Raw genomic sequence first — 17,852 nt, forward strand, 5'->3', positions numbered from 1 at the left:
CTTAATAAAGTTATGACATTGTATTGTAACACAAGTGACAGATTAAGGTTTGTCCTCTGAAAAATCCCGATATACCTTAAGATTAGGAGCAAACAAATGATTCTTGCCGGGTTTTAAGTCAACATATATATGATCGCTTCCATTATCTCCTAAAACTGATATTTTGGGGGAATTCGACTGTATATAATACTTCCCGCCGGGAACGGCAAACTGATATCTTCCGTTTTCGTCGGTTGTAACAATTGAGAACAGATTATCAAACTCTCTTTCGTAAAGCCCAAGCTGTAAGTTTGGAACAGTTTTGCCATCTTGATCTTTTACCGTACCGTAACTTAGCTTACTTAAAATCCCTAACCACAGCTTATAACCCCAGATGCCTAATAGCAAAATGTCTATAACATAAGCCTCAATCGAGGAAAATCTAAAAAATGTTGTCATTGCCAAAAACATCACAAGCATTAATCCGGTATTTAGTCCCAGAAACGTGCTAAAGGTACCAAGTGCAACCTTTCTTATTAAACCAGCCTCCTTTGAAGTACTGTCTAGTGGAATATTAAATTTTATGTAAATCTGACCCTCATCAATAGTAAACTCCTGACCGTAATAAAGATTTTCATATTTTCCATCGACCCTCCTAGGTGAGAGAAAACTTGGAAATTTATACCCGGCACACTTTACATCAATCTTGTATTTACCCGGCATAGGGTTAAGTTTGTAAATTCCACGAACATCAGAAACCGCAGTCTGGAATAGCCTTCCATCTTTATACAGTCTTACAATGGCTCTGGACACAGGAACCTTTGTGTTTGAATTATATACAACGGATACTACATTTTCCTTTACTAAAGCACCCTTTAAACCCAGTAAGAGAATTATCCCCACAAGAATATATGCAGGGAGAATAAAGAAAAGACCCATGAAATCGTATGCTGTCGTATTTGCCACCACGCTTGAATATGTTCTTCCGCTTTTGTCACATATTGTAAATATCCAGATTAAAGAGTTGGAGTCAGGTAAGTCGTTATATAATTTGAATTTATAAGTAAAATCAGAAAATTCCGAGTCTTTAAAATAATATTCCTCCACAACCTCATAATGACCTAAGTTAATGGTTATTAATGTCAGATGTACTGTTTCCGGAATAAGGTTTAAAGTATCTCCGGTTACATTAATTAAAGGATCTATCTTCATTGGTAGTTTCCAAGCAAAATTGGGAAGATTCTCCCAATTTACCGATATTTCACTCTTGGGCAAGCTTTCTTTGTCAAACTCACATACATCCTTATTACAAACAAAGAAATTAAAATAAATCCAGATACTAATAGCCACGACTAAAACGGGAACTCCCACAAGTATGACAATCTTAATAATCTTCTTTGATTTCACCTAAGGCAGTTTTAAAGCTTTAATTTAATAAGATTTTGCAAATAACCAGTCGTGTTTTGCAGATTCACCGGTAATAAAGCATTTTTTATTTTTAGGCTCTTTATCCATGCTTTCTTTTGGCAAAACCCTTGAAACCATAGAAAACTTTTCTTTCAAGAACTTTTCACTCTCAGGGCTTTCACACCATGATGCTTCAAAAAAACCAATCTGATCTTTTATTTCGTCCATGTTTTCAATGCGATGAATATGTGTTCCACCAAAGTCAGCTGCCTGCTTATATAGATTTTCATGTATCTGTGAAAATAAGTTCGGAATACTCGAGATAAAATCAGTGATGTTAACTTTAGACTTTTCCCCAGTATCCCTTCTTGCAACGGTAACTGTTTTATCTGCAGTTTCCATTCCACCGATCTCAAGTCTAAGAGGTACGCCCTTTAACTCCCACTCGTTAAATTTAAACCCGGGACTTATCCCTTCACGTAAATCAACTTTAATTCTGTAGTCTTTAAGCTCATCTGCCACTTCGTTTGCATATCTTATGACGGTTTCTTTGTTATCATCTTTGTAAATTGGCACAACGACAATTTGAATAGGTGCAATATTGGGCGGAAGTCTTAATCCGGCATCATCACCATGGGTCATAATAAGCACACCTATGGCCCTCCATGTACACCCCCAACTGTTTTGATAAGGATAGTGCTCCTCACCATCTTCACCAACAAATTTTATGTTAAACACTTTTGCAAAGTTTTGGCCCAAATGGTGACTAGTGGCACCCTGAATAGCTTTTCCATCACGTGCCATTACTTCAACACATGATGTGATCTCGGCTCCGGCAAACTTTTCCATTTGAGATTTTTTCCCTTTGAATACCGGAATAGCCAAAAACTCATAAAACTTTTCGTAAATGTCCAGCATTTGCCACATCTCAGCCATTGCCTCTTCCTCCTTTGCAAATACCGTGTGTCCCTCTTGCCACAAGAATTCAGACCAACGCAAAAATGGCCTTGGACGTTTTTCCCACCTTACAACGTTGTTCCACTGATTTAAACGAAGCGGAAGATCGTTATAACTTTGAATCCATTTTGCATATGCTTTATACATTCCTGTCTCACTTGTAGGCCTTACCACAAGTTTGTTAACAAGCTTCTCACCCCCGGCATGAGTAACAACGGCTAGTTCAGGTGAGAATCCTTCTACATGGTCCTTCTCCGCCTGCAAATTTTCATATGGAATAAACATTGGGAAATATACGTTTTCGGCTCCGGTTTCTTCTATAAGTCTTGCTAATTCTGTTTTCATTAGTTCCCAAATCTTGTACCCATATGGTTTTACTATTCCACAACCCCGAACTTCGGAGCTCTCGGCTAAATCTGCCATTGAAACTACGTCCTGATACCACTTTGCAAAATCTTTTGACTGTGGTGTTATTTTTTGTGCCATTGTAAAAAGTGTTAAGTAAACATGTAAATAATAACAGAATCTTGCCAAATAATGTAGGGACAGGTCTAGACCTGTCCCTACTTAAATCGATTTCACTTGATTCGTTACCCCTTTATACATTAAGCTTACACCACAATCTAAATTACTTTACACAAAAATGAAACCAATTGACCTCCATCCATTCCAAATGATTGTCCTCAAAAAGTTACTCTTTCTCCCAACAGCAAGATTTAGAGATCTAAAGATAGAAGGCCTTACAACAGATCATTTAACATATCACATAAACAAATTGATTAAGCTTGGTCTAGTTTCCAAAATAAATACCATCTACACACTTACACCAGAAGGCAAGGAGTTTTCAAATCGAATAGATGAGCACTCTTCACAGATAGAGGTTCAAGGCAAACGTGGCGTATTGGTTAGAGTAAGTAGAAAAATTGGCAGAAAGACAGAATACCTTGCAAGTAAGCGGCTAAAACACCCGTTTTATGGTTATATAGGCTTTCATACAGGCAAAATTAGGGCTGGTGAAACAGTCTACGAAGCTGCTCGTAGAGAACTTTTGGAAGAAACAGGGCTCATTGTTAAAACCCTAAAATTTGGTGGGATAGACCATTTTGTCGACTTTGATAAAGAAGGAAAATTTTTACGAGATCAATACTTTTATTGGTTTGATGTAACTGAATTTGAAGGAGAGCTAATAATCGACAACCCAGAGGAAGGTGTCAGCAATTTTTGGATAACGAAGCAAGCACTAAAAAAAGAAAAGGTGTTTCCAGGTCTTTGGGATCGAGCCTACTGGGAAAACAAGAAGAGTATTATATTTGTGGAACAAAAACGAGTCCTCACTGAATTCTAGCCTCTAATGTCCTATCATTTACGGAAGCCTCCAAATCTGGTATAATACTAGGCTTTCTTGGCACATTACCCCGGGAAGGTTGTACGAATATCATTATTTTTGTAAGATTGATGTTATGAACAACCATTCAGAGGGACCGGGCCAACGCGTTTTCCTTTTGTCAAATAGAATTTTCAAAATTGACTCTACCCTACTTGGTAACAAGGCTACAAAGATTTGTGACATGATGCGAATGAATCTGCCTGTACCTAAAGCCTTCGTAATTACCACCAAAGTTTGGAAAGAGTTTGAGAAAGAAAAGTCACTCTCTCCAAAAATACAAAAAGAAATTATAGCTACACTAAAGCAACTCGAAAAGGAAACTCAAAAAACCTTCGGGTCAACAGAAAACCCACTTATTGTTTCTGTACGTTCTGGATCTGTATACTCAATGCCAGGAATGATGGATACCATTTTAGACGTAGGTATATGTGACAAAAACATTGAAACCCTAAAGGACTCGATTGGTGAACAAACCGCATTGGACTCATACAGAAGATTAATCCAGATGTTTGGAAACACTGTTTTGGGAATTAATCCTGACTTATTCGAGGAAATAATTCTAAAAGTTGCGAACCGCAAAGATAAATTAAAAAGCCCGGAGCTATCTCAAATTATTTTGGAATTTAAAACACTTGTTAAGAAACACACAGGGTCCGAATTTCCCGAAGATCCGGTCAAACAGTTAATGCTTGCAATTGCAGGTGTATTCAATTCCTGGAGCAAGCCGGGAGCAAAGTCATTTAGAAAATTTAGTGGAATCCCTGACAATATTGGAACATCGGTAACCATCCAAAAAATGGTTTTTGGAAACAGACCGAACTCAGGAACCGGAGTGCTTTTTACGCGAAACCCACGCACAGGATCTACTGCTCCATACATTGAATATTTAGAAAATGCTCAAGGGGAGGACGTTGTAAGTGGCATGCAAAATCCTGTTTCAATAAAGATTCCCGATACAGATGCATTTAAGAAACTTTTGGAATTTGGTGAAAAGCTAGAAAAACACTATCAACGACCCCAAGATATTGAATTTACGATCGAAGAGAATAAATTATGGATTCTTCAAACACGAACCCTTAAACTATCTAGTGATGCTGCATTTAAAATTGCATCAGATATGATTGACGAAGGTTTAATCACTGAAAATGAGGCCGTAAGACTTGTAAAGCATGAGCATATAAATAAAGTTCTGTCCACAAGCATTGCTGACAAATCAAAAAACATCTTTATTGCTAAAGGTATCCCTGCATCAACAGGTGCAGCTTGCGGACATCTTGCTCTCTCACCGAAGACAGTAAAAAGGTACTCATTACAAAGGCTCCCTTCCATATTAGTAATGGACCATATCGATCCCAACGATGTCGAAACCTTGATCCAAACAAATGGAGTTATAACAACCAAAGGTGGGGCAGCAAGTCATATGGCGATAATTATGAGAGCAACTGCTAAACCTGGCATTGTAGGAACCAGCGACATTAAGGTTGGGAAAAAAGAGATCTTCATTAATAACATTAAAATCAAAGAAGGAGACCTTCTTACAATTGATGGAACAACGGGTGAAATCTTTAACGCTTCGTTAAAAATTAAGAAGGCAAAATCACTCACTCCTACCGAGCGACGCATCCTAAAGATTAAAACGGACATACTTGGGACAAGTCCCTGGTCGGCAGCTTGTTACAAAACATCTAAAAAATACCAAAGAAGAAGTATTGCAGAGAAAATAAAAGGATATCTAAAAAGTCCTAAATGGAAGTCAAAGAAGGCTCAAATTATTGAATTACAAAATCAAATTATGCCTAGTTCCGAAATTATACCAAGTACCCTATTTAAACCAACGGAGATAAACGATATTCGTAACGAAATGATTTCCGTTCTTCGTCAGGGCTACTGGCTTGCACCAAGAACCTGCCATTTTCCCGAAAAACTTGCAAATTCCCCTTGGGCAATGGGACCAAACAAACCCAAAGATATTGAAAGATTTTTAACCGGAAAATATGAAGGAAAATATGAAGGACTCACTGAATGGATCAAAGATAAAACCCTAGAGGCAATCGTTCTGGGGAAAGAACCCCCTGAGAAGTCGCCGGATTTTGCTAACGAACACTTTGTTTTTACCGTTTCGTTTCATGAGGCTTCTCCACCGGAGGTAGTTGTGTCGATAAACACAAATACATTACACTTAAGATCATTTGAACAAACAACCAAGGAACAGATTATCATGTTAAAAGGACAAATTTACCAGGATTCACCAGCCTATCTTGGAAATATCAGTTTAATAATAGACCAAAAGCACTTGAAATCACAAATAAAGAACAAACCGGAAATTGTTAGAATGATAAATAATCAAATGATTGCCCCTTCTGAATATAACCGATACATAAAAAATACTATACTAACTATAGTAGATGGCGTAAGAGCAAAGGTCTTCGGGCAATGGTGGAACCCTCCCTTTACCCTTCCTCACATGATGAGTGCACTCGACGATGCACTTGGATTAAACGTATTAGAAGGACAAGGTCGTGTTAAAGCCGGAAAGATCGATTGGATAAAAGTTTACGGAACTAAGGGCGGAGAGGAGAAAGAACGAGTAGATACACTTAAACCTCAACTTAGCCAATAATTACACAACCCATCGAGTAACCAACTCCACATTGACTTAAAGTTAAAGTTGCGGTATCATATTATGTTGAAAACGTTTAACAGTTGGTAAAATTTATGCGCGACTGAAGAAAGAAGAACAGCTTACAACTGGTCTTTAAGAAATTTATTAAACTCTGAAACTTATTAAAACTTGAAAATACAACAAAGTTTAAAAAATACCCGGTAACTATCTTCTAAAAAATTTCGCATTTTCCAACACAAAACGTTTTTAGGCATAATTTAAATGTTTAAAATCATGTGGGGTTATGTAATTGCCGTATTGGTAACTGCATTAATATCATATTTTGCAACCTCTAAACTTAGTGCTCCCAAAAGATTAAGCGAAGAAGAAGCAATAAGAATTGCCAGTAATAAGGCAGAGGAAATAATTCTCGAGGCCGAGAAGAAGGTCTTAGAAGACAAAAAGATTCTCGAAGAAAAGGCAAAGGAAGTTCGAGATCGCCTTGATAATCAAGAGCAACAGCTCTTAAAACGTGACTCTTTGCTTAACGAAAGAAGTTCCCAACTTGACAATCGTGAAGCACAGTTTTCCAAACAAGAAGAAGAAGTAAAGACACAACTTGCAGAGCTTAAAAACGGACGTGAAAGACTACAAAATGCACTTGAAAAGGTTGCCCAGCTTACAAAGGAAGAAGCACAGAAAAGGTTGCTTTCCGAACTTGAGGCAGACCTAAGTCAAAGTATGGCCAAGAAAATTAAGATCGCCACAAACAAGGCCGAAGTAGAGGCAGCCGAAAAAGCAAAGCATATTCTTGTAGAATCAATGCAAGGTGTAGCTACCGAATTTGTTGCAGAAACCACAACGACAACAATTGAGCTTCCCGATGAAAAACTAAAAGGTCGAATCATCGGAAAAGAAGGTCGAAACATTCGTGCATTTGAAGCCGCAACAGGTGTCGATGTAATTGTCGATGAATCCCCGGTTCATGTAAGTCTTTCTTGTTTCGATCCCTTAAGACGTGAAATCGCAGCACTAACAATGCATCAACTCGTAAAAGATGGGCGAATCCATCCCGGAAGAATTGAAGAAATTGTAATAAAGGTTAAAAAAGAAATCGCCCAGGAAGTAATGAAAAACGGTGAAATGCTTGCTCAGGAAGCAGAATGGACAGACCTACCTTCCGACGTTGTAAAGCTCCTTGGAAAAATGAAATACCGAACCAGTTACGGACAGAGTCTTTTGGAACATACGCTCGAAGTAATGAAAATTGGTGAACAGCTTGCACTAGAACTAAAAGCAGATGTTTCATTAGTCAAAAAAGCCTGTCTTTTACACGACATAGGAAAGCTTTTAACTCAAAAAATCTCCAAGCCACACCATCATATAAGTGGTGATTTGGCAAGAAAATACGGTTTTCCCGAAAAACTTGTGAATGCAATAGAGTCACATCATGGTGATATAGAACCACAATCAATAGAATCAGTAATTGTAAGTATTGCAGATGCAATATCCGGAGCACGACCGGGTGCTAGAAAAGAATCATACGAAAGCTATATCAAGCGAATTCAGGCACTTGAGGAACTTACACAACAGGTAGGAAAAAACAAAGTCAAAGAGGTATACGCAATTCATGCAGGTCGTGAAATCCGAGTAATTGTTAAACCTGAAAACGCAAAGGACTCCGATATTATTGTACTTGCACAAAAGATCGCCAGAAAAATAGAGGAAACACAAACCTATCCAGGTACAATACAGGTAACAGTAGTAAGGGAAACAAGAGCAATCGATACGGCAAAGTAGTAAAATAGTGAAGTAGTAATCCGGAAGATACCTATGAGAGAAGTCCAGCAAGTAGGAAGAGAATAACTTAAAAACCAATAATCGTGAAAATACTATTTTTAGGCGATATCTGCGGAGAAAATGCAAGAAAAGTACTTGCAGACTTTATCCCTGAAAAACGAAAAACCGAAGGAATTGACCTTGTGATTGCCAATGCCGAGAATGCCGCACACGGAAAAGGAATAACAACCAAGATTGCTGTCGAGCTAAAGAATTGCGGAATTGATGTCATGACATCAGGTAACCATATTTTTAAACAGCCGGACTTTTGGGAAATCCTTACTGACTCAACATATCAGATTATTAGACCCATGAATTATCCTGATACAGCTGTTGGAGTCGGAAGTATAGCCGTAGACACTCCTCAGGGAAAAGTCCTTGTTATAAACATAATGGGCGAGGATTTTATAAATGAACGTACCCTGGTAGAACCATTTGTTTGTTTTGAGAAATACCTAGAAACAATTGATCCCAAGGAATATATAGCAATTATCGTTGATTTTCATGCAGAAGCAACCGCCGAAAAGAAAGCCTTTGGACTTTATTTTGATGGCAAGGTAAGTGCAATCTTAGGTACTCACACTCATGTTCAAACCGCAGATGAAGAAATTCTCCCCCAAAAAACTGCTTATATTACAGACGTTGGAACCGTTGGACCTAAAGATTCAGTGCTTTGGGCTCAGAAGGAAATAATCTTTGACAGAATGATGCTCCCATATCCCCAACGGTTCGAGATTTCCGATGATTCCAATATCATTGTGAATGGTGTAATTGTCGATACTCTAAACTCTCAAAGTAGCAACCTGATAAAGCGAATCAACGAAGTGCGTAAAGCAAAACCTTGACAAACTAACATATTTTAGTTATTCTTGTCTTGAAAATCACGTAGTTTCGTGGTTTTCCAAAATCCAAGAAAGGAGGTAACCCCACATGACAAAGACGCAATTAATCGCCGCTGTTGCACAAGCAACCGGTCTTTCCAAAAAGGCAGCAATGGAAGCAGTAGATGCTGTTTTCTCAACCGTTGCAGCCGCTCTCAAGAAAGGTCAAGAAGTTAAGGTAATGAACTTTGGTAAGTTCGTTGTCGTTAACGTTAAGGCCAGCAAGAGAATGAATCCTAGAACAAAAGCTGTTGTTCAGGTTCCTGCACACAAAGCTCCTCGATGGAGAGCTAGCAGTGTTCTCAAGAAGGCTGTTAGATAGTTCTTTTAAGCTCACGGGTCTCCTGTGAGGCTCGTGAGTTTTTATTTTGGCAAGATGCCAAGTTACTACCCTTTTCTTTTTTAGCCCCTCACGTTATCCTTAATACATGGAAATGCTTGTTATAGTTTGCTCAAAAGACACAATTACTTCACAAATCACTATTAATAGTTTTCCCCATCTTCAGCAATTAAACGTAAAACGTTGCTTATCCGAAAACAAACTCTGGAAAATGATCATTGCAGAAAGCCCTGCCCTGTTTATTTTGGAAAGAGACTTTAGCCCAAATCTTTTGGAACTTTGTCGCAAAATTAAAAACTCAATCTCGAACACGGCAATAATTATTCTAACAAAATCATTTGATCGGCAATTTTATATCTCGGCCTTCCAAATCGGCGTTGATGACATTGTCTTATGCCCGTTTATCCCAATGTTATTCTTTTTAAAGTGTTTTAACCTGATAAAACGATTGAAAGGAACTACAATTATAAGGGAACCCACACGATTAGGGGGATATACACCCGAGAGATTCTTTAAACGAAACCGTGTTACCTTTGACTTAGAAACCGGTGAAATATTCTCAGCAAAGGAAATTATTACCGTATTGGGTCCCAAAGAGCTTACCCTTTTTTCGATTTTATTAAGAGAAATAGGTCGGTTTGTATCCGCCGACGAGATCAAACGCATAGTATTTCGGTCATTGGAAACAAACGACAGTACAGTATCCACAATTATAAAACGCTTAAGACGCAAACTGTCCAAAACCAAAGTCGCCAAAATTGAAACCAAACGAAAGCTAGGCTACGGATTAATTCTTATTTAACCCGTTTAATTATTTCAGACAAAATTGACAGCGCTTTTAGCGGTGTTGTTTCATCCAAAGAAACTTCACTAAGCATTGCCCTTAAATTTTCATATTGCTTTATGCGCTCGTCAGATACCCCGGAAAACAAACTCTGTTGTTGCGAATTATCTTTTGTTTCGGATTTAATGTTGGGTCTAATTGGCTTTATGATTGATTCTTTTTCAAAATTGCTGAGTACTTCCTTGGCACGAGTAATAACTTTTGATGGAAGTCCAGCCATGTCCGCAACATGAACACCATAACTCTTACTTGCCGATCCCTTGCCTATGGAATGCAAGAAAACAACTTTGCGCTCGGTCTCATCCTCTTTTACCAAAACATTGTAGTTGGAAATACTCGAATAGATATCCGAAAGATCAGTAAGCTCATGATAGTGTGTTGCAAATAGTGTTCTAGCATTGATTTTCTGTGCAATATGCTCAGTTACTGCCCACGCAATTGACAAACCGTCATATGTACTCGTTCCTCTACCAATTTCATCCAAAATCAAGAGACTGAACTCGGTAGCGTTTCTTAGAATTGTAGACACTTCACTCATTTCAACCATAAACGTACTCCTACCGGACGATATATCGTCCCCCGCTCCTATCCTGGTAAATATTCTATCTACTACTGTGAGTTCACATTCGTCCGCCGGAACAAATGAACCCATCTGGGCCAGAAGTGAGATCAACGCGACTTGTCTAATATATGTAGACTTTCCGGACATGTTAGGACCCGTTATTATGTGAACAAATGATTGTTCAGTAATTGTAGTCGAGTTGGGAATAAAACTAGACCCTAATGTTAAATCAAGTACAGGGTGTCTTCCATTTTTTATATTTAGTAACTTTTTGCCTTCAGTCATTGCACTAACCTTCGGACATGTGTATCCACGCTTGGTTGCAACTAATGAGAAAGAATTATACAAGTCCAGAAATGATATGTATTTTATTGCTTCTTTTATTGCTTTCTTATAATTTATTATGTCGGTTAACAGTTTATTAAATATTTCGCGCTCTTTAATGACAATCTTCTCCTCCGCTGAGAATATGTCGTTTTCGAATTCCTTAAGTGTTGAAGTTATAAATCGAGTGGCATTGGTTAGCGTCTGTTTATGTACATAATCTGAAGGGATCTTTTCAAGATGAGTGTTTGTAACTTCCAGATAATAACCCCATACCTTATTGAATGTAACCTTAAGTGAGGATATTCCCGTACGTGCTTGCTCTTCCTTCTCATAATTTTTTAGAAACAATGAACTGTTTAGGATTATATCCGAAAGCCTTTTAACTTCCGGATCCGCATCGGGTTTTATATATCTTCCCCCATTAATATTTGCGGGAGGAATGTCAATTAACGTGTTTTTAATAAGCTCAGTCACTTTTGTAATCTCTGCTACAATTTTGGGCGACATTGCATCCGGATAATTTTTGCAAGTAGAATTTATATCCACAACTAATGATAGACCCATACCTAGTGCAGAAACATCCCTTGGAGTTGCTCTATACATTCCAATCCTTCCGAACAGTCGTTCAATATCTGACACACGTTTAAGTAATTCTGCGATATTTAGCTTTTCGAAGTTGTTCACAAAATATTTTACTCGCTGCTGTCTCTCTAAAATCTCTTTGTGATTTAATAGTGGATTTAATATTGAATATCTTAAAAGTCTTGCACCCATACCCGTTTGAGTCTCGTTTAATGTTTCAAACAATCTGGTATTTAACTCCAGGTTGTTAACAGTCTGAGAATCAAGAATCATTGTATCGTAAATATTATAAACTCTTGGTGTCTGTAGATGGCTCGGGAGCAAAAACTGATTTTCTTCAATATATTTTAAAAGTGCACTCAACGATTTTTGAACCAAGGGGTAATCGGTTAGGCCCAGTCCATTAACATTGTGAACTCTAAATTTTGTTTCAAGCCTATAATCATTGTTTGCAAAAAATTCACGTTCCGCTACAGGATGAACAATATATGTGGTCGGAAAATTAAATATCTGTTTGTCGGAAACTACTATTTCCGATGGATTAAACTTGTTTATCTCATTCAAGGTATTCTCCCATCCTGAAATTTCAGTTACCAACAGTTCACCCGTAGAAAATTCTAAGACCACTAGTCCAAAATTATTTTTATTTTCCCAAAGAGCAACCATATAATTCCCTTTATCCTGTTTTAAAACATTTGAATGGTAAACCGTTCCGGGAGTTATTACCTGAACAACCTTTCGTTCTACTACCCCTTTGGCAAGTTTTGGATCCTCGATCTGCTCAGCAATGGCAACCGTTAACCCGGCCCCGAGTAGCTTAGGCAGGTACGTATCCATAGCATGATACGGAAACCCTGCAAGAGGAGTATTGTCTTTGTTTTTATCACGGGAGGTTAAGGTTATGTCAAGTTCCTTGGAAATCTTTATTGCATCATCGTTAAAGGTCTCATAGAAATCACCCATTCTGAAAAGTAAAATTGCATTTTCGTAATGCCTTTTTATACTATGATACTGTTGCATCAATGGAGTATTCATTAGTGGATTATAGCAGGTTTATAAAGAGTTCTATATACCAAGAAGTCTGCTTTCGAGTCCTGAAACAAAGATATTCACTTCGTGGATACTAGATCTAATAAGTTCTGATTCAAATATAAACCCGGTAACTCCAAGATTCGTATATGTGCGAACAACTTCTTTTATGTCTAGGAAATTGGAATCGTGTAAGTGAATATATACTTCAGCTCGATTAAGGGTCACATCGTCTATAAGTTTTCGAATTGCTTGTACAACAACACTATTTAATTCAAGCTCTATAATTGAGTTTTTGTCGTTTGCAAAAAGATGAGTAACAAGAGTATCTATATCTATTGTTATAAAATCAATGCGTTCCGAAGCAATCCTGGGAATATCATATATCATGGACGGATAATGAACGGTAACGCCAACCTTCGGACGCTCCAACGAGGCAAATCCGGTAGCCTCGATTATTCGCTTTACAGCCAAAGCCTCGGTTGCAGTTCTGGTATTTTCAATAGCAAACGCAAGATTCTTTTTGTGTTTTGCATTGACTATTTTCCTTACAATTGCCAGAAACATCGGGAGAAGGTCGGAGTTCGGTGCTACCTGGGCTAGTTGGGTTGGATGATTTGCAAGTTTTGCATAAAAAGTTTTGCCCCTTGGCAAATCAAGAGAAATTGTAATTCTTTTGTTGTCGGCTTTTTCGACAATATCGAAAAGTTCTTTGTATATCTTCTCCTCGTATTGCTTTCTTAAATCACCGGTCAAAACACCGTAAGGAGACTGACCAATTTTAGTGATCAAGTCTTGCAGGCTTACTGAATATATACCACTTACAGCAGCCATGTTCACTTCTTGTGGAGCAACAAGTGAACTATCCAAATCAATCCAGATTTTGGTTATTGTCTCGACGGTTGAATCATGAATCGGCATAGATTGAGTAATCTTCTTTTTAACTTTTGGTAACTTTTGGGTTTTGGGACTTTCAAGTTCCGACTGCAAATCCTTACCCGATGAAAATATGTTTCCCGTAGAGCCGTCCGCAGTTAAAAACTCTCCTGTTTTAAGCATCCATGTGGCCACAAATGTGTTTGAAATTATGGGAATATTATTGGCAGTGGCTTCTATTGATAAATCACTCGCAATTGCACCTTCATCACTAATAATTGCATTAACCTTAGGAAGCAGTGGAATCAAACGATTGTCCAACCGATCAGTTACAAGAATAAAGTCTGAATCTTTTACGTATTCAGTTATTTGCGGTACTTTGTCGAGTAGTCGACTACTTATTAAAAGCGCTTTTCCGGAAACAGTTACTTTTACACCGTTTGTGGAATTCCCGGTAACAATTGGCTGTCCGTCGGAAATTGATTTAGATTTATTTTTGGCTTTCTTTTGATTAATTTCTTTTAGAAGATCGTCAACCACACTACTGTCTATTTCGAGCTTATCGGTAAGCTCTTCTTTTTTAAGCCCATACGATACAGCAGTTTTGGTTTGTAAGATCCAGAGCTGTCCTCCCGAAAACGCCCATTCTATTTCCAATTCGGAGCCAACACCTTTTTCAAGCATTGTCGCAATCTCGGATAACTCAAGAATTATGTGATCGGATAGTTTTGCCCTACGTTGCCATGCAGCTGAGATTTCTATTTTTTTGTCATTATTCATGCTACCCCGCCTTGGCACATCGCGCACAAGCATCCACTCCTGTGGTGAAATTACTTTTTCAATTATTCGAAGGTCTTTTTGATCGATAATATATTGATCAGGAGTGATTAATCCGTCGGCAATTGTGTTGCCAAGTCCAAAAACGGCTTCTATCATAAGTTCATCAGCCTTGCGATTTATTGGATTCCTTGTAAATACTACACCCGCACTCTCGGACTGGACCATTTTTTGAATAACGATTGCAAGTTTAACATTTGATAAATCAATTCCATTATTAACAAGAAATCTACGCACGTCTTTGTCCCAATAGGCTCGATATACTTCTTCTACAGCCTTTACAACATCATCCTCCCCCCGGATATTAAGCAATGTGTCAACTTGACCTGCAAAATTAACAAGCTTTTTGTCGGTCGGTAAAACTATTGACGGTCTGATAGCTACCCATGCATCGGAAAAGCCTGAAAGTCTGGCGTAATTTTTAAGTATTAACGTAACAACCTCATCGGGTAAGTTTACGTTTGGAGTGGGTTTTTCCACCTGAACTTTAACCGATGTATCTTTTATAGCTCCTAAAAATTCTGAAAAAACAATATCGAATACGTTTGATGTTATAACAAAATACTTTGGGACAGGAATATCGAATGGGCTAATTCTTACAATACTAAAACCTTTTAAACCACATAGCGAATAGAGATTCTCGTTATACTTTTCAACTAATTCTCTTGTAATGTCATCGTAATGAATGGAAAACAGATCGTCTTTGGGTGACTTTTTAGAAGTAAATATACTCAAATCTAGGCAGTTTAAAATAATCCAAACAATTATATCAACTCATTATAATATCGTCAATTTCGAATCTTTTTCTCTCTCTCAGAAATTGAATAATCGATAATGATTTTGACAATTGCGGCTACAGGTATTGAAATAAATGCACCCAACGGTCCCATCAGCTTCCCACCTACAAGGACTGTCAAAAGAATTGCAAGTGAAGGCAATGAAACTGATTTTGACATAACTTTGGGAACTATGAAATAGTTTTCAATCTGCTGAAGTATAACAAATCCAACAATTACTCCAATTGCTTGGTAAATATTTCCACCGGCGATTGCAATTACGACAGGAATTATTGCAGAAATGAGTGGACCTAAATTGGGTATAACCTCGAGCAATCCGGCCAAAAGCGCAAGCGGCAACGCCAATGGAACGGAAAGTAACGATAGGATAATCCACGAAAACACAAATATGATTACACACAAGATTAATTGACCTTGTAACCAATAACCCATTTTCTCGTTTATTGTCTCGATTAGGTTGTGAATGTTCTTTCTTTTTTTAATATCTGCAATTAGATTCAGGATACCTATCATCATGTCATCATACATAAACGAAAGAGACGGAGATATAATAAATATGGTTAGAACAGCAACAGCAACACCGATTACATTATTTGCAAAACCGATTCCCTGTTGAAGCAAATCCATTGATAAAAATCCTTTGAAAGTCTCTCTTAGCGAGTTACCAATGTCAATTGAGGAAGGATCTATTCCCCAAAGTTTAATAAAGTCAGCTATGAACCCGTAATTTGTAACAATATTTTCAAGTGAACTTTCCAGGTTTTGAAAAAGATTCGGCAGTTCGTTTACTATGGGAACAATTATGAAACCGGTAACAAGTACAAGCAATAGAGAAAATACAGCATGCACAACAATTATTGATACGGCTTTTGAACGGTTGTTTTTAGACAATGCTTTTATTGTTGGTCTTAAAGCAACTGACAAGATATATGAAAGGAACAAAATAATAAAAACATCCCATACTCTGGAGAGTGTGTACCATATTCCAAGACCCAAAACACAAACAAGCATAACCCGAACTATTGTATCTTTTGATATTTCAATTTTTATAACTTGCTTCTCATCCATGCATTAATTATACCAAACTAATATAAAAAGAACGAACTATATCCTTCCTTGGAATTACGTGTATCACCAAAATCCTGCGAACAGGCCTGCTCAATCAAACTTAGATTAAACCTATTTCTTCTGGCATATTGCATTAATGCCAAAATTCCGGTTTGAAACGCACCATCGCACTCATTTTGGATAGTTATTGTATCAAGCATTGGAATAAACTTGTTTGCAATACCAATAATCTGTTTAACCTTGGATGTATTATTCCCTACAGCTACATTACTGCACACTATTGGTATACATGTTTCACGGGGAAAGTGATCAATAATTGTAGTCAACTCTTCGTAACTTTCGGATTTAGGAACCGCTAATGCAACTATTTTATAATTGATGTCGGAAAAATAATGCTGAACAAACGGAAGCTCTGATTCTATAGCAGTCTCCTTTTCCGAGAATCTTTCAATTATTTTACAACCAGGCTCTCTACTAAGCTTATATATTAACTCGTTATCTGTTTGTACAACACCAAGTGGTGTTTCCCACCCCGTATATGGATATATTCCTATATTCTTATTGGAAAAAGTTTCACTTTCGGAAATAAAAATAAAAGTTACTGATTTCAAGTTCAAAAGCTTACTTAGCAATCCAAAGGTTACAGTCTGAACACCGGCCGTATAAGTATAAGGACCATGTGGTACAATCAACCCCTTTACCGAAACAAATTTTTTGGAAAACAGATCGTACTTAGACTTTATCTGCTTTAAATAGGTAGATTCATATAGCCTTAAAAATTCTAAAAGTCCGGTATCGGGATACAGTGCAGGGGCAGCAACAATCGGTCTAATCATAAGGTTTATGTACTAACAACCTTAAGCAAAACGAACAAAATAACTATGATTCCTACTAAGCTAAGAATACCTATTAGTAATGGAGATATACCTTTTGGTTCAGCGGTAACTTCCTCACTTAACGAAAATTCGGATGTTAAATAATTAATAATTGGTGTATCCCCGGAAACATACGAACCATCTTTTACAATGAGAGGAATGCCTCCGTCAAGACCAAGCTCTTGTATTATCTCAATGAATTGGGTTTGGTTATCCCAAAGCGTCTGATCCGTTTCGGCTTGACTGGCAGGAAGTTCCTTTAGTACTACTTTATCGGTTAAATTTTGATTTTCAACAAATTGGACAACCTTTTTGCAGTGCGGACAGCTCTCACTATGAAAAATCCAGTACTCACCATTGGTGTTAGAAGGATTAACCGGTTCTTCAGATTCGGTTGTATCGGTTTCTTGTGAATTTTCAACAGAGTCTCCTTCTGCTAAAACAGGAGTCAAAAGCAAAGGCATGCTAACAAACATTATTAGCAAACTTATAAGCAGTTTTTTAAGTACATTTAACATGTTAAATAGATTTTTGTTATTTAGTTGTCCACCGGAGGACTTGTTGAACGCTCAATATTCAACCTGAGTGAAATCCCGACTTGTCGGGAAACCTCCATAAATCTTTAAATTTCAGGACACTTCCAGAGACTATCTGGTGTCCGCT

The 17,852-nt window shown here is 37.6% G+C and carries 13 protein-coding genes; 6 read left to right on the plus strand and 7 right to left on the minus strand.

All coding sequences use genetic code 11. The features are described from left to right. Positions 1-42: 42 nt before the first annotated feature. Together JW962_00690 and JW962_00695 are read right to left on the minus strand one after the other, a co-directional pair. Positions 43-1,386 (minus strand): carboxypeptidase regulatory-like domain-containing protein, encoded by a 1,344-nt coding sequence (locus JW962_00690; protein MBN1373838.1) that lies wholly within the window; start codon positions 1,384-1,386, stop codon positions 43-45. A gap of 24 nt (positions 1,387-1,410) precedes the next feature. Then, a complete protein-coding gene (locus tag JW962_00695; protein MBN1373839.1) occupies positions 1,411-2,829 on the minus strand; it encodes a proline--tRNA ligase in 1,419 nt (472 codons plus the stop codon). Positions 2,830-2,986: 157 nt separating this feature from the next. On the opposite strand from JW962_00695, the gene JW962_00700 reads away from it, so the two are divergent. From JW962_00700 to JW962_00725, 6 genes are all read left to right on the plus strand, one after another. After that, the gene (locus JW962_00700; protein ID MBN1373840.1) at positions 2,987-3,688 is read left to right on the plus strand and encodes an NUDIX domain-containing protein; all 702 of its coding nucleotides are present in this window, start codon (positions 2,987-2,989) and stop codon (positions 3,686-3,688) included. Between the two features lie 115 nt (positions 3,689-3,803). Continuing rightward, a complete protein-coding gene (locus JW962_00705) occupies positions 3,804-6,350 on the plus strand; it encodes a hypothetical protein (protein MBN1373841.1) in 2,547 nt (848 codons plus the stop codon). Positions 6,351-6,614: 264 nt separating this feature from the next. Continuing rightward, complete coding sequence (gene rny, locus JW962_00710; protein ID MBN1373842.1) at positions 6,615-8,132, plus strand: ribonuclease Y; 1,518 nt, start codon at positions 6,615-6,617, stop codon at positions 8,130-8,132. An 83-nt stretch (positions 8,133-8,215) separates the two neighbouring features. Further along, complete coding sequence (locus tag JW962_00715) at positions 8,216-9,016, plus strand: YmdB family metallophosphoesterase (protein ID MBN1373843.1); 801 nt, start codon at positions 8,216-8,218, stop codon at positions 9,014-9,016. Positions 9,017-9,101: 85 nt separating this feature from the next. Then, positions 9,102-9,374: an HU family DNA-binding protein gene (locus JW962_00720; GenBank protein MBN1373844.1), complete on the plus strand. Its 273-nt coding sequence runs from the start codon at positions 9,102-9,104 to the stop codon at positions 9,372-9,374. A gap of 106 nt (positions 9,375-9,480) precedes the next feature. Beyond that, the gene (locus JW962_00725; GenBank protein MBN1373845.1) at positions 9,481-10,194 is read left to right on the plus strand and encodes a response regulator transcription factor; all 714 of its coding nucleotides are present in this window, start codon (positions 9,481-9,483) and stop codon (positions 10,192-10,194) included. Here JW962_00725 and mutS read toward each other — a convergent pair. The 5 genes from mutS to JW962_00750 are packed head-to-tail and all read right to left on the minus strand — an operon-like array spanning position 10,187 to position 17,707. Further along, on the minus strand, positions 10,187-12,742 hold the full coding sequence (gene mutS, locus JW962_00730) for a DNA mismatch repair protein MutS (GenBank protein MBN1373846.1): 2,556 nt from the start codon (positions 12,740-12,742) through the stop codon (positions 10,187-10,189). The two genes, JW962_00725 and mutS, sit on opposite strands and share 8 nt — an antisense overlap. A 30-nt stretch (positions 12,743-12,772) precedes the next feature. Further along, on the minus strand, positions 12,773-15,184 hold the full coding sequence (locus JW962_00735) for a hypothetical protein (protein MBN1373847.1): 2,412 nt from the start codon (positions 15,182-15,184) through the stop codon (positions 12,773-12,775). A 53-nt stretch (positions 15,185-15,237) separates the two neighbouring features. Then, positions 15,238-16,314: an AI-2E family transporter gene (locus JW962_00740; protein MBN1373848.1), complete on the minus strand. Its 1,077-nt coding sequence runs from the start codon at positions 16,312-16,314 to the stop codon at positions 15,238-15,240. Between the two features lie 17 nt (positions 16,315-16,331). Then, positions 16,332-17,150, minus strand: coding sequence for an AmmeMemoRadiSam system protein B (amrB, locus tag JW962_00745; protein ID MBN1373849.1), 819 nt, complete (start codon positions 17,148-17,150; stop codon positions 16,332-16,334). Between the two features lie 5 nt (positions 17,151-17,155). Next, complete coding sequence (locus tag JW962_00750; protein MBN1373850.1) at positions 17,156-17,707, minus strand: hypothetical protein; 552 nt, start codon at positions 17,705-17,707, stop codon at positions 17,156-17,158. Between the last annotated feature and the right edge of the window lie 145 nt (positions 17,708-17,852).

This window comes from Candidatus Dojkabacteria bacterium, assembly GCA_016927995.1.
Classification (GTDB): Bacteria; Patescibacteriota; Dojkabacteria; order JAFGLO01; family JAFGLO01; genus JAFGLO01.